An 11,641-nucleotide genomic window follows, 5' to 3' on the forward strand; every position below is an offset into this window, starting at 1 on the left:
GTTTGAGGCGACGGGCGCGGAGCGCCCGTACGGGGCCAGGGGCGGAGCCCCTGGGAACGGTGGAAGGGCGGGTAGGGGACAGCCCCGCAGGGCACCCCGGGTCCCACCCGAACGGGTGAGGGGCGCGCCCGGATCACCGGACGCGCCCCTCGGTACAGCCAAGCGGCAGCGGCTACGCGCCCCGCAGCACCGCCCCGGTCCGCTCGCCCGCGAGGGCCACGGCCGCGTCGCGCGCCGCCGTGGACTCCTCGGCGGTCAGCGTCCGGTCGGCCGCGCGGAAGCGCAGCGCGTACGCGAGGGACTTCTTGCCCTCGCCGACCTGCTCACCGGTGAAGACGTCGAACAGCCGCAGCGACTCCAGCAGTTCGCCGGCGCCCTTGCGCAGCGCGTCCTCCACCGCCGAGGCGGGGACGGACGAGTCGACGATCAGCGCGACGTCCTGGGTCGCCACCGGGAAGGTGGAGATCCGGGGCGCCTGCACGGCCTCACCGCCGGCCGCCGCGAGGCGGTCCAGGTCGAGCTCCATGGCGCTGGTGCGGGCCGGCAGGCCCATGGCCTTGACCACGCGCGGGTGCAGCTCGCCGGCGTGGCCGATGACCTGCTCGACACCGTCGAGGGTGACGACCAGCTCGGCGCAGCGGCCCGGGTGCCAGGGGCCGTACTGGCCCTGGCGGACGACCAGCTCGGCACCGGCCTCGACGGCCAGCGCGCGGGCGGCCTGGACGGCGTCCGCCCAGTCGGCCGGACGGCCCTTGCCCCACCAGCCGGCCTGCTCGCGCGCACCGGCCAGCACGACCGCGGCGTACCGCGGCTGCGCGGGCAGGGCCGCGTCCAGGGTGGCGACCTCCTCGTCCGTGGGACGCCGGTCGACGGGCAGGCGTACGGCGACGCCCGCCTCGGCGGCGGCACGGAAGACCGAGCCGGTCTCGAAGAGCGCGAGGTCGTGGCTGCCCCGGCTGTCGTTGCGGCGCAGCGCGCCCAGCAGGCCCGGCAGCAGCGTGGTGCGCAGCGCCGGCTCCTCGTCGGACAGCGGGTTGACCAGCTTGACGACCTGGCGGCTCGCGTCGTGCGCGGGCAGCTGGAGCTGGTCGAAGACGGCCTCGCCGATGAACGGGTAGCTGAGCGCCTCGACGTAGCCGGCGCCGGCCAGCGCGCGGCCGACCCGGCGGTGCAGCTGCTGGCGCGCGGTCAGGCCGCGGCCGGAGGGCACCTGCGGGAGGGTGGACGGGAGGTTCCCGTAGCCCTCCAGCCGGATGACCTCCTCGGCGAGGTCGTTGGGCTCGGCGAGGTCGGGCCGCCACGAGGGGACGGTGACGACGAGCTCGTCCTGGCCGTAGACGTCGCAGCCGATCTCCTGGAGGCGGCGCACGACGGTCTCGCGGCCGTAGTCCATGCCCGCGACCCGGTCCGGGTGGTCGGCGCTCATCGCGATGGTGCGCGGGGCGCCCGGGGCGGTGAGCTCGGTGACGCCGGCCTCGGCGGTGCCGCCGGCGAGCAGCACGAGGAGGTCGACGGTCCGCTGCGCGGCCGCGGCGGCGGCCTGCGGGTCGACGCCCCGCTCGAAGCGCTTGGAGGCCTCGGAGGAGAGCTTCAGGCGGCGGGCGGTGCGCGAGATCGACACGGAGTCGAAGTGCGCGGCCTCGATGACCACGTCGGTGGTGCCGGTGACGGCGCCCGTCTCGGGGTCCGTGACGGAGTCGGCGATCTCGGTGTTGGCGCCGCCCATGACACCGGCGAGCCCGATCGGGCCGCTGCTGTCGGTGATCACCAGGTCCTCGGCGTCGAGCGTGCGCTTGACGCCGTCGAGGGTGGTGAACTTCTCGCCCTGCTCGGCACGGCGGACGCCGATCGCGCCGTCGAGGCGCGAGCGGTCGTAGGCGTGCAGCGGCTGGCCGAGCTCCAGCATCACGTAGTTGGTGATGTCGACGGCCAGCGAGATCGGGCGCATGCCCGCCTTCTGGAGGCGGCGCGTGAGCCAGATCGGGGACCGCGCCTCGGGGTCGAGGCCGGTCACCGTGCGGGCGGTGAAGCGGTCGCAGCCGGCCGGGTCGGAGATCTGCACGGCGTAGCCGTACGAGTTCGGCGCGGGCACGTCGAGCAGCGCCGGGTCGCGCAGCGGCAGGCCGTACGCGGTGGCGGCCTCGCGGGCCACGCCGCGCATGGACATGCAGTAGCCGCGGTCCGGGGTGATGTCGATGTCGAGGACCTCGTCGACGAGCTGGAGCAGCTCGATCGCGTCGGTGCCGGGCTCGTACTCCGGCGGCAGCACGATGATGCCGTGCGTGCCGTCGTCGCCCATGCCGAGCTCGTCGCCGGAGCAGATCATGCCGTGCGAGGTCTTGCCGTACGTCTTGCGCGAGGCGATCGCGAAGTCGCCGGGCAGGACGGCGCCGGGCAGGACCACGACGACCTTGTCGCCGACGGAGAAGTTCCGGGCTCCGCAGACGATCTCCTGCGGTTCGCCGGTGCCGTTGGCGGAGCCGACGTCGACCGTGCAGAAGCGGATCGGCTTGCGGAAGCCGTCGAGCTCCTCGATGGTCAGCACCTGGCCGACGACGAGGGGGCCCTTGAGGCCGGCGCCGAGCGTCTCGACGGTCTCGACCTCGAGGCCGGCGTCGACCAGCTTGGCGGCCACGTCACGGCCGGTCTCGCCCGCGGGGAGGTCGACGTACTCCCGCAGCCAGGAAAGCGGGACGCGCATCAGATCTCACTCCCGAACGGCCGGGTGAAGCGCACGTCACCCTCGACCATGTCTCGCATGTCTTCAACGTTGTGACGGAACATCAGCATCCGCTCGATGCCGAAGCCGAAGGCGAACCCGCTGTACTTCTCCGGGTCCACACCGCAGGCGGTGAGCACCTTCGGGTTCACCATGCCGCAGCCGCCGAGCTCGATCCAGCCCTCGCTGGAGCAGGTGCGGCAGGGGCGGTCGGGGTTGCCCACCGACTCGCCGCGGCAGACGTAGCACTGCATGTCCATCTCGGCGGACGGCTCGGTGAACGGGAAGAAGTGCGGGCGCAGCCGGGTGGTGGTCTGCTCCCCGAAGAGCTCCTTGACCATGTGGTCGATGGTGCCCTTGAGGTCGGCCATGGTCAGGCCCTCGTCGACGGCGAGCAGCTCGACCTGGTGGAAGACCGGGGTGTGCGTCGCGTCGAGCTCGTCGGTGCGGTACACGCGGCCGGGGCAGACGATGTAGACGGGGGGCTTGCGCTCCAGCAGCGAGCGCGCCTGCACCGGGGAGGTGTGGGTGCGCAGCACGACGCCGGACTCGTCGCCCTCGGTGCCCTCGGGGCCCTGGACGAAGAAGGTGTCCTGCATCTGGCGCGCCGGGTGGTCGGGCGTGAAGTTGAGGGCGTCGAAGTTGAACCACTCCGCCTCGACCTCGGGGCCTTCCGCGACCTCGTAGCCCATGCCGACGAAGATGTCCGCGATGCGGTCCATCAGCGTCGTCAGGGGGTGGCGGGCGCCGGCGGGCACGCGGTCGTGGGGCAGCGTGACGTCCACCGCCTCCTCGACCAGCACCCGCTCGTCGCGCTCGGCCTCCAGCTGGACCGTGCGGGCCCCGAAGGCCTTGTTCACGGCGCCGCGGGCCTGTCCGACGCGCTTGCCCGCGTCGGCCTTGGCCTGGGGCGGCAGGGCGCCGATCTCGCGGTTGGCGAGCGCGAGGGGCGAGCGGTCGCCCATGTGCGCGGTCTTCGCCTCGCGGAGCTCGTCGAGGTCGCCGGCGGACGCGAAGGCGGCGAGCGCCTCGTCCCGCATGCGCTCGATCTCTTCCGGTTTCAGTGCCTCGACCTCGACAGGGTCGTACGACTTGTTCGGTGCCGACATCTCTTCCCGTACTTCCGATGGCTGGCTGGTGGGTCCCCGCACGACTTGATCGAAACGCCTCGGGCTCGATCGGCACAAGGACACAAAGGTGCCAAAGGACGAGTCTAAGGGCCGCCGGGGGTGGAGGAGCCCGTGGGCCGCCCGGTGAGACTCTCCGCAGGGTTACTGGGTGAGGTAGGCCGGGGCGCTCACGGGCAGGATAAATCGGAACTCGGCGCCGCCTCCGGGGCCGCGGCCGACCGTGATGGTGCCGCCGTGCGCCTCCACGATGCCCTTGACGATGTACAGGCCCAGGCCGGTGCCGCCGCGCTTGCTCCCCCGCCAGAAGCGGGTGAAGACGCGGGCCATCGATTCCTCGGGGATCCCGGGGCCTTCGTCGGTCACGGTGACGGCTGTTCCCTTCTCGTGCGGTGCCACGTCGATGGTGACGGTTCCGTCACCGTGGCGCACCGCATTTTCGAGGAGGTTGCCGAGGATCTGGTCGATCTTGTCCGGGTCGGCCCAGCAGTCGGGCAGCGGGCTGCTGACCCGTACGAGGAACCGCTCGGGCGCCTGGCCGTTCGCGGTGAGGGCCTGGACGTGGCGGCCGACGGCTGCGGCGAGGTCGACCGGCTGGCGGCGGACCTCCAGGCGGCCGGAGTCGATGCGGGAGATGTCGAGGAGTTCGGCGATCAGCCGGGTGACGCGGTTGGCGTCGGCGTCGACGGTCTCCAGCATCAGCCGCTTCTGGTCGTCGGTGAACCGCTCCCACTTGGCGAGCAGGGTGGCGGTGAACCCCTTCACGGAGGTCAGCGGGGAGCGCAGCTCGTGCGCGACGGTGGCGATCAGCTCGGCGTGGCTGCGTTCGGTGCGGCGCCGGGCCTCGGTGCCGCGCAGGGTGACCACGAGGCGGCTGAGGGGGCCGGTGGGGTGGGTGCGCACGTAGCGGGCGGAGACGAGCACCTCGCGCCCGCCGGGCAGCAGCAGGTTCCGCTCGGGCTGGCCGCGCCGGGTGGCGAGTCCCCCGTACGGGTCGGTCAGCGTCCACCAGCGGCGGCCTTCGAGGTCCTCCAGGGGCAGCGCGCGCTCGATGCGGTCGCCGATGGCCTGGCCGGCCGGGATGGCGGTGATCCGGGAGGCGGCCCGGTTGAAGCAGACGACGTGCCCGGTGTGGTCGGCGACGACGAGCCCGTCGGGCAGTTCGTCGGGGTCGATGACGGACCCCGCGCCCTCGCCGGGGGGCCGGGCGGGCCCGCGCGCCTCGGACCGCCCGGCCTGCGGCGGTACGAAGCCCAGCGCGTCGGGGGCGGCCGTCGGCGCCGGCGCGCCGCCGCCGGACGCGGCGGGGCCGGCCCCGGCCCGGCCGGGCCGCTCGGCGCCGGGGGGCGGCGGGGCCTGCCCGAACCGCTCCTCGGCCGCGCCGGCGGCCCCTGGCGAGCTGTTCGTACCGACGGTCATGTCCCCGTACCCCACATCTCCGGGTAGCTCAGTGGGCCCCCGGACGGCCACATTACTAGCTGGGGGTCACGGAGCGGCACCCTCCGGGCGCCCGCTGTGCACGCGCGGACGCGTAGAGGCACACGGCGGCGGCCGTCGCGAGGTTCAGGCTCTCGGCCTTGCCGTGGATCGGGACCCGGACGACGGCGTCCGCGAGCGCCCGGGTCTCCTCGGGCAGGCCCCAGGCCTCGTTGCCGAAGACCCAGGCGGAGGGCCCGCCCATGGTGCCCGCGTCCAGCTCGGCGTCCAGGTCGTCCTGCCCGGCCCCGTCGGCGGCGAGGATCCGCACCCCGGCGGCCCGCAGCCCCTCCACGGCCTGCTCCACCGGCACGCCCACGGCGACGGGGAGGTGGAAGAGGGAGCCCACGGACGCGCGTACGGACTTCGGGTTGTACAGGTCGACGGAGGCGTCGGTGAGCACCACGGCGTCGGCGCCGGCGGCGTCCGCGCAGCGCAGCACCGTGCCGGCGTTCCCGGGGTCGCGGACGTGGGCGAGGACGGCGACCAGGCGGGGCCCGGCCTTGAGGATCTCCTCGAACGGGGAGTCCAGGAAGTGGCAGACGCCCACGAGGCCCTGCGGGGTCACGGTCTGCGAGACGTCGGCGAGCACCTCGTCGGAGGCGTAGTGGACCCGGGCCCCGGCCAGCAGCGCGGCCTCGACGATGTCGGCGTAGCGCTCGGCGGCCTCGACGGTGGCGAACAGCTCGATCAGGGTCGCGCCCTGGGCCCCGCGGTGCTCGACCGCCTCGCGGACGGCCTGCGGGCCCTCGGCGATGAACCGGCGCTCCTTGGTGCGGAAGTTGCGCCGCGCCAGCCGGCGGGCGGCGGCCACCCGCGGGGATCGGGGGGAGATCAGCTCGTGGTGACCCAGGTCGGCCATGGTCTCTGCGGTCTCTCTCGGGGTGCGGGCCGCGCGGGGCGCGAGCGGTGCGGGCACGGGCGGCGCGGGGGCACTTGCGCCGTGCGGGGAAAACACTCGGACCCGCAGGCGAATCGCCTGCGGGTCCGAGGATGCCGACTGCTTACGCGGCCGGCCAGGCCTTAGGCAGCGGCCTTCGGCGCGTTGACGTCGGCCGGGAGGGCCTTCTGCGCGACCTCGACCAGCGCGGCGAACGCGTTGGCGTCGTTGACGGCCAGCTCGGCGAGGATCTTGCGGTCCACCTCGATGTTGGCGGCCTTCAGACCCTGGATGAGGCGGTTGTACGTCATGCCGTTCTGGCGGGCAGCGGCGTTGATGCGCTGGATCCACAGCTGACGGAAGTCGCCCTTGCGCTTCTTGCGGTCGTTGAAGTTGTAGACCAGCGAGTGGGTGACCTGCTCCTTGGCCTTGCGGTACAGGCGCGAACGCTGACCGCGGTAGCCGGAGGCCGCCTCGAGGATCGCCCGGCGCTTCTTGTGGGCGTTTACTGCCCGCTTGACGCGTGCCACTTTGTACTCCTTGTAGCGGGGCCGTGGATGTCGTCACACGACCCGAAATTCGATGGGGTCCCGGTGCTGACGTCCCTCCCCCAGCTAACGCTGGGAGGTGCCCCCAGCTAAAAAGCCAGGAGCGGAGGACGATCAGATGCCGAGAAGCTTCTTGATCTTCGCGGCGTCGCCGGGGGCCATCTCCGCGTTGCCGGTGAGGCGACGGGTGACGCGCGACGACTTGTGCTCGAGCAGGTGGCGCTTGCCGGCGCGCTCACGGAGCACCTTGCCGGAGCCGGTGACCTTGAAGCGCTTCTTGGTACCGCTGTGCGTCTTGTTCTTCGGCATGGCGCCGTTATCTCCTCGTCGGTGGCGCTCCCGCCGGTCCGGGGACCGGCTCGCGGGAGCGTCATGTTGTTGGGTGATCCGGAACGTGTGTTCCGGGATCAGGCCTCGGCGGAGCCGTCGGCCTCGACCTCGACCTCGGCGGAGCCGTCGACCTCGGCAGCCGGGGCGGCCTCGTCGGCGTCAGCCTCGACCTGAGCTGCCTCGGCGGTACCGCCCAGACGCTCGGCCTTGCGGGCGGCCTGCGCCTCGCGGGCTTCGGCCATCGCCTCGGTCTTCTTCTTGTGCGGACCGAGAACCATGATCATGTTTCGGCCGTCCTGCTTCGGGTTCGACTCGATGAAGCCGAGCTCCTCGACGTCCGAAGCGAGACGCTGCAGCAGTCGGTAGCCGAGCTCCGGCCGGGACTGCTCGCGACCACGGAACATGATCGTGATCTTGACCTTGTCGCCCTGCTTGAGGAACCGAACGACGTGACCCTTCTTGGTGTCATAGTCGTGCGGGTCGATCTTCGGCCGGAGCTTCATCTCCTTGATGACCGTGTGCGCCTGGTTCTTGCGCGCCTCACGGGCCTTCATGGCCGACTCGTACTTGAACTTGCCGTAGTCCATGAGCTTGCAGACCGGCGGACGAGCCGAGGCCGCGACCTCGACCAGGTCCAGGTCGTACTCCTGCGCGAGCTCAAGCGCCTTCGCAAGCGGAACAATGCCCACCTGTTCGCCGCTGGGACCGACGAGTCGCACCTCAGGGACGCGAATCCGATCGTTGATGCGGGGCTCGGTGCTGATGGATCCTCCTCGGTAGCACCACACGGCTGCCTGGCAGGCAACCGCTGACGTCTTTTGTCGTCAGACCTCAACCGCGGCGGAGAATGAAAAATGCCCCGCCGGGCACAGGCAGGGGCTCCAAAACAACCGGAGCACCGCCGCGTGCGAACCGCGGGGCGCAAATCGGCGGCTTCCCATCGTCCGTACGGAACGATGGACACCGCCTGACCGGAAGACCCGCCTCCCCGGAGGGTGGTCGGGTGGGAGATCGGAGCCTCCACTTGTGGGCCGGGCACAGGAGTGTCCGGCCGGTCGATGTACATAGTACCCCACGCATTGCAAGGCCGCCGCACGACCTATCGTGGAGCGCATGACTGACGCGACGCCCTCCGATTCCACCACTCCCGACTACGACGAGATGACCCGCGACATCGCGGACGTCCCGGCCGTCGAGGTCATCACCACGGTGGCCGTCCACCTGCTGAGCGCCGCGGCGGTCAACCTGGGCCTGGACAAGCCGGACTCCGAGCACAAGGACCTCGACGAGGCCCGCAAGCTGATCACCGCCCTGGCCGGCCTGGTCACCGCCAGCGCCACCGAGATCAGCTCCTTCCACGCCGCCCCGCTGCGCGACGGCCTGAAGTCCCTCCAGCTCGCCTTCCGCGAGGCCTCGATCGTCCAGGACGAGCCGGGCCAGGGCCCGGGCGAGAAGTTCACGGGCCCGGTCTACGCCTGATCCCGTCCCACCGGATTCCGCTTCACCGCCGAAGGGCCGCCCGCGAACTTCCGCGGGCGGCCCTTCGGCATGCTTACGGGGTCCTCAGCGCGTGAAGAGCGCGTCGCCCGGCGGGACCGGGCCGTCGGGCGGGAGCAGGGCCAGGTCCAGGCCGCGTACGAGCCGGCCGCGCAGGGTCTCGTCGGCGGCCAGGGCCTCGGCCACCCGGCGGGCCGCCGGGGCGGGCTCGGCGTCGGCGGAGACCACGATGGCCAGGGTGCCGTCCCCCCCGGCGCCGCCCCGGCCCAGGTGGGCGCGGAGCACGGCGGGCTCGGCGGCCACGGCGGCCCGTACGGCCTCGCGCACGGCGGGGTCCGCCAGCGGGTCGGCGTCGGTGCGGCCCTCGGCCAGCGCGAGCAGCGCGGGGCCGGTCAGCTGGTACGGGACGGGGCCCGCCAGGTCGATGACGACGGTGTCGGCCTTCTCGTGCGCGGCGGCGGCGAGCGCCTGGTGCAGCGGGACCGCCACCGGGCGGGCCGCCGGGTCCCACAGGGCCAGCGAGGCGATCGAGGTGAAGGCGGGCAGCGCCCGCCGGTTCCCCGCCGTCAGCGTCGGCACGGCCATGTCGCTGGTCTTCTCGCGCTTGAGGCCGGTCTCCGGGTCCGTCTCGACCTCGCCGAGCATCGCCACGACGGGCACCAGCAGCCGGGCGTCCTTCAGCGCCGCCAGCAGCTGCGGTTCGGCCGCCCGGTCGGCCGCCCAGGCGGCCAGGGCGGCGCTCAGCCGGGGGTCGGCGGTGCCGTCGTCGTCGGAGAAACCGGGGTCTGGAATGTTCTTGGTCGCCACAATCAACCGACCCTATCCCGACGTGTCCCGCCGTGCGGCGCGCGGGCGCCGGGCCAGTACGGCGGCCAGCACCAGCAGCACCGCTCCCCCGGCCGCGGCCGCCGGGACCCCCGGCACCTTCCGGCGCCCGGCGGGGCGGGCCTGCTCGGGTCCGGGGCCGAAGTACCGCCGCCCGGCCGCCGCGGCGGCGGGAACGGGCGCCTCGGGACGCAGCGCCGCGCCCGCCTGGAGCGCGGCGACGGGGTCGACCGTGCCGTGGCCCCGGGCGTCGTCGCGGCCCCCGGCCGGGCGCTCGGCGGCGGTGTCCTCCAGCAGCTTCTTGACCTGGGCCGGGGACAGCCCCGGGTGGGCGGCCTTGACGAGGGCCACGGCGCCGGAGACGAAGGCCGCGGCGGCACTGGTGCCCCAGCCCTCGTAGTAGGAGCGGTCGGGGTCGGCGATGACCACGTCGACCCCGGGGGCGCTGACGGTGGCGTACCAGTGGCGGGTGGAGAAGGCCGCCTTGCGGCCCTGGCGGTCGACGGCCGCGACGGCGATGACGCCGGGGTAGGCGGCGGGGTAGGAGGTGTGGTCGCCGCGTTCGCCGCCGTTGCCCGCGGAGGCGACGACGACCACGCCCTTGCCGAGGGCGTACTGGACGGCCTCGTCCTCGGCGGCCTCGTGGTGCGCGGAGTCGCTGTCGTCGCCGAGCGAGAGGTTGATCACGTCGGCGCCGTGGTCGGCGGCCCAGCGGATGCCCTCGGCGAGGGCGCCGGACTTGCTGTCGCGGGCCTTGTTCCGGCCGGGGTCTCCCTCTTCGAGGATCACCCGGACCGGGAGGATCTTCGCGTGGGGCGCGATCCCGAGGACCCCCTGGGAGCGGTCGGGGCCGTGGCCCCGGCCCGCGATGATGCTGGCCATCGCGGTGCCGTGGCGGGCCCAGGCGCGGTCGCCGCGGCCGGCGCCCATGCCGACGAGGTCGGTGCCGTCGAGGACCTGGCCGGTGAGGTCGGGGTGGGTGGCGTCCACGCCGGTGTCGAGGACCGCGACGGTGACCCCGTCGCCCTGGGTGGTGCCCCAGGCCTCCTCGGCGCGCAGGGCGAGCAGGCCCCACTGCCGGTCGCGGATGGTGTCGGCGGCGGCGGGGTGGGCGGCGGTCACGGCGAGGAGGGCGGCGGCGAGGCCGGTCGCGGCCGCCGCGCGCAGGGGGGTCGGGTTCATCGGGCGGCCCCCTTCGACGGTGCCGCGCCCGGTGCCGCGTCCGGGGCGGCGAGGGCGGTGAGGGCCTGTCCGACCCGGTCGGCGGCGGCCTTGGCGTCGTGGCCGAGCCCGGCTTCGGCGACGGTCCCGGTGGCGCCCTCGCGGACCGCCTCCTCGGCGGGGACGGGGGTGTCGACGGTGCGGCCGTCGGCGAAGGCGGAGACGGCGTAGACGACGGCCGGGGCCCCGGCGGAGACCGTCGCCGTCCAGGCGGCGCGGCGCGCGTCGGCGTACTCGTAGGCCGGCGGGACGGTGAGGCGGCCCCGGAGGGCGGCCATGGCGCCGGCGTCGGCGGGGGTGAAGACGAGGCCGACGGTGACGAGGGAGCTGCGGGTGGCGTCGGTGTAGGTGGCGCGGAGCACGCGGGTGCAGCCGGTGCCGGAGAGGACGGTCCGCCAGGCGGCGGGCAGGGCGGCCGCGCAGTCGGCGTCGGGCGCGAGGGCGATCCGGGTCCAGCGGCGGTCGGCTCCGCCGGGGCCGGCGTCGGGGGCGTCCAGCACGGGCGGCAGCAGGCTGTCCACGGGGGCCGACCGCCACAGCGAGGCGGCCTGGCGGTAGGCGGCGTCGGGGGGCAGGGGGCGGTGCGCGGCGCGGTGGTCGCTCCAGGCGGTGGCGGCCGCGCCGGCGAGGAGGGCGCTGCCGAGGAGGGCGCAGGCGGTGGCCGTGACGACCCGCACGGGGTGGCGGCGGGGCCGCTGCGGCGGTGGCGGGGGGCCGGGGGCGTCCAGGACCTCGGTCCGTGGTGTCGTCGTGGTCATGCGGCGGCTCCGCCCCCCGGTTCCGTACGGCTGCCTGCCCGTACTCTACGGGGCCGTTGCCCTGGCCGGGCCTTCGGGAGCCGCTGCCCTGGCCGGGCCGGACCGGGCCGCCGGGAGCGCGGCCCGCTGCGCGGGGCGGTCCCCTACCCTCCCTTCCACCGTTCCCAGGGGCTCCGCCCCTGACCCCGGTCCTCAAACGCCGGACGGGCTGTCCATAGCCCCGCCGGCGTTTGAGGCGCGGGGTCCGGGGCGGAGCCACC

11 protein-coding genes are annotated in these 11,641 nt (G+C 74.1%); 1 reads left to right on the plus strand and 10 read right to left on the minus strand.

Features of this window, described 5'->3' with window-relative positions:
* Window positions 1-172 precede the first annotated feature (172 nt).
* From pheT to infC, 7 genes are all read right to left on the minus strand, one after another.
* Window positions 173-2,701, minus strand: a complete 2,529-nt coding sequence (pheT, locus tag ACQKM2_RS40120) for a phenylalanine--tRNA ligase subunit beta (protein ID WP_427719000.1) — start codon at window positions 2,699-2,701, stop codon at window positions 173-175.
* Complete coding sequence (gene pheS, locus ACQKM2_RS40125) at window positions 2,701-3,828, minus strand: phenylalanine--tRNA ligase subunit alpha (RefSeq protein ID WP_427719003.1); 1,128 nt, start codon at window positions 3,826-3,828, stop codon at window positions 2,701-2,703. The genes pheT and pheS overlap by 1 nt, the downstream gene beginning before the upstream one ends.
* A 162-nt stretch (window positions 3,829-3,990) precedes the next feature.
* Window positions 3,991-5,265 (minus strand): ATP-binding protein, encoded by a 1,275-nt coding sequence (locus ACQKM2_RS40130; protein ID WP_427719006.1) that lies wholly within the window; start codon window positions 5,263-5,265, stop codon window positions 3,991-3,993.
* 55 nt (window positions 5,266-5,320) lie between these two features.
* Complete coding sequence (locus ACQKM2_RS40135; protein WP_125816317.1) at window positions 5,321-6,175, minus strand: TrmH family RNA methyltransferase; 855 nt, start codon at window positions 6,173-6,175, stop codon at window positions 5,321-5,323.
* A 170-nt stretch (window positions 6,176-6,345) separates the two neighbouring features.
* A complete protein-coding gene (rplT, locus tag ACQKM2_RS40140; RefSeq protein ID WP_007263143.1) occupies window positions 6,346-6,732 on the minus strand; it encodes a 50S ribosomal protein L20 in 387 nt (128 codons plus the stop codon).
* A gap of 132 nt (window positions 6,733-6,864) precedes the next feature.
* On the minus strand, window positions 6,865-7,059 hold the full coding sequence (rpmI, locus tag ACQKM2_RS40145) for a 50S ribosomal protein L35 (protein WP_030012385.1): 195 nt from the start codon (window positions 7,057-7,059) through the stop codon (window positions 6,865-6,867).
* A gap of 98 nt (window positions 7,060-7,157) precedes the next feature.
* Window positions 7,158-7,868, minus strand: coding sequence for a translation initiation factor IF-3 (infC, locus tag ACQKM2_RS40150; protein WP_427719011.1), 711 nt, complete (start codon window positions 7,866-7,868; stop codon window positions 7,158-7,160).
* A gap of 325 nt (window positions 7,869-8,193) precedes the next feature.
* Here infC and ACQKM2_RS40155 point away from each other — a divergent pair, with 325 nt between their 5' ends.
* Window positions 8,194-8,559, plus strand: a complete 366-nt coding sequence (locus ACQKM2_RS40155; protein ID WP_042800665.1) for a DUF1844 domain-containing protein — start codon at window positions 8,194-8,196, stop codon at window positions 8,557-8,559.
* A gap of 84 nt (window positions 8,560-8,643) precedes the next feature.
* On the opposite strand, the gene ACQKM2_RS40160 is transcribed toward ACQKM2_RS40155, so the two are convergent.
* The 3 genes from ACQKM2_RS40160 to ACQKM2_RS40170 are packed head-to-tail and all read right to left on the minus strand — an operon-like array spanning window position 8,644 to window position 11,381.
* Window positions 8,644-9,384 carry an SseB family protein gene (locus ACQKM2_RS40160; protein ID WP_427719014.1) on the minus strand — a complete coding sequence of 247 codons (741 nt, stop codon included), beginning with the start codon at window positions 9,382-9,384 and terminating at the stop codon, window positions 8,644-8,646.
* A gap of 12 nt (window positions 9,385-9,396) precedes the next feature.
* Window positions 9,397-10,584: a type VII secretion-associated serine protease mycosin gene (gene mycP / locus ACQKM2_RS40165; RefSeq protein WP_427719016.1), complete on the minus strand. Its 1,188-nt coding sequence runs from the start codon at window positions 10,582-10,584 to the stop codon at window positions 9,397-9,399.
* Window positions 10,581-11,381, minus strand: a complete 801-nt coding sequence (locus ACQKM2_RS40170) for a hypothetical protein (RefSeq protein ID WP_427719018.1) — start codon at window positions 11,379-11,381, stop codon at window positions 10,581-10,583. The genes mycP and ACQKM2_RS40170 overlap by 4 nt, the downstream gene beginning before the upstream one ends.
* Window positions 11,382-11,641 lie beyond the last annotated feature (260 nt).

Origin of the sequence: Streptomyces sp. NPDC004126 (genome assembly GCF_050275515.1) — a bacterium.
Taxonomy (GTDB): domain Bacteria; phylum Actinomycetota; class Actinomycetes; order Streptomycetales; family Streptomycetaceae; genus Streptomyces.

Coding starts and splice junctions, on each gene's coding strand:
- pheT (WP_427719000.1), bottom strand. CDS start 2,701: ATGCGCGTCCCGCTTTCCTGGCTGCGGGAGTACGTCGACCTCCCCGCG.
- pheS (WP_427719003.1), bottom strand. CDS start 3,828: ATGTCGGCACCGAACAAGTCGTACGACCCTGTCGAGGTCGAGGCACTG.
- ACQKM2_RS40130 (WP_427719006.1), bottom strand. CDS start 5,265: ATGACCGTCGGTACGAACAGCTCGCCAGGGGCCGCCGGCGCGGCCGAG.
- rpmI (WP_030012385.1), bottom strand. CDS start 7,059: ATGCCGAAGAACAAGACGCACAGCGGTACCAAGAAGCGCTTCAAGGTC.
- ACQKM2_RS40155 (WP_042800665.1), top strand. CDS start 8,194: ATGACTGACGCGACGCCCTCCGATTCCACCACTCCCGACTACGACGAG.
- mycP (WP_427719016.1), bottom strand. CDS start 10,584: ATGAACCCGACCCCCCTGCGCGCGGCGGCCGCGACCGGCCTCGCCGCC.
- ACQKM2_RS40170 (WP_427719018.1), bottom strand. CDS start 11,381: ATGACCACGACGACACCACGGACCGAGGTCCTGGACGCCCCCGGCCCC.